Annotated in this window: 2 protein-coding genes; both read left to right on the forward strand. The window is 68.3% G+C overall.

Translation table 11 applies throughout. The features are described 5' to 3' along the window. On the forward strand, positions 1-642 hold a 642-nt coding region (locus B3D39_RS08275), incomplete at its 5' end, for a lyase family protein (protein WP_286789590.1). Beyond that, positions 639-1,105: FAD-dependent monooxygenase (locus B3D39_RS08280; RefSeq protein WP_286789591.1), on the forward strand; the 467-nt coding region annotated here is incomplete at its 3' end. The genes B3D39_RS08275 and B3D39_RS08280, both read left to right, overlap by 4 nt.

Raw genomic sequence — 1,105 nt, forward strand, 5'->3', positions numbered from 1 at the left:
TGGCACAGCCGCCGTGACGCGATGGCCGCGACCGGCGCGCAAGCGGTTCTGCTGACCGGTTCGCTGGGCAAGATCGGCACGGATGTGGTGACGCTCGCGCAATCGGGGATCAACGAGGTGCGGATCGCGGGCGGTGGCTCGTCCACCATGCCGCATAAATCGAACCCCGTGGCCGCCGAGGCGCTGGTGGCACTGGCACGTCACACCGCGCATCTGCAGGTAAGCCTCTTCGAATCCGCGCTGCATGGTCAGTTCCGCGACGGCGCCGCCTGGGCGCTGGAATGGATGAGCCTGCGCCCGATACTCGTGGCCTGCGGCGCGTCGCTGCGCCTCGCCGGAGAAATGCTGGACGGGCTCGAGGCCGACGCGCCCCGAATGCGCGCCAATCTCGAGGCGGCGGGGTTCGGCCCTTACGCCGAGCGCGCGATCTTCACGCTCGCCAAGACGCTGCCGCGCAACGCGGCGAAGACAGCGGTGCAAGAGGCGATGGCCGCACCCGACCCGGCGGCGGCATTGCTGGCCGCCCATCCCGAACTCGACGGGGACACCCTGACCGATCCGCTTCTCGCGGCAGGGCAGTCCCCGGCGCAGGCGCGCGCTTTCGCGCAGCGCTGCAATGACCTTTGCGGAGGAGACGCATGAAGACCCAAGTCGCTATCATCGGTGGAGGCCCGGCCGGGCTGCTGCTGTCGCAATTGCTCGACCTGCACGGGATCGAGAGCGTCGTGCTGGAACGGCGCTCGCGGGACTACGTGCTGTCGCGGATCCGGGCCGGGGTGCTCGAACAGGGCACCGTCGATCTGCTGCGCGCCGCCGAAGTGGGAGCGCGGATGGACCGTCAGGGCGAAATCCATGACGGGGTCGAAATCTCGTGGCATGACGAGCGGCTCAATATCGACATCAAGGACCTGACGGGCCGCGGCGTGATGGTCTATGGCCAGACCGAGGTGACGCAGGACCTGTACAACGCGCGTGACGAGCGCGGCGGCACCGTGCTGCACGAGGCCGAGGTGACCGCAATCGAGGGGATAGAAGACGACGGCGTCACCGTGCATTTCACCCATGAGGGCGAAGCGAAGACCCTGACCGCCGATTTCGTGGCGGG

The sequence above is a fragment of the Thioclava sp. UBA3469 genome, assembly GCF_002378135.1.
Classification (GTDB): Bacteria; Pseudomonadota; Alphaproteobacteria; order Rhodobacterales; family Rhodobacteraceae; genus Thioclava; species Thioclava sediminum.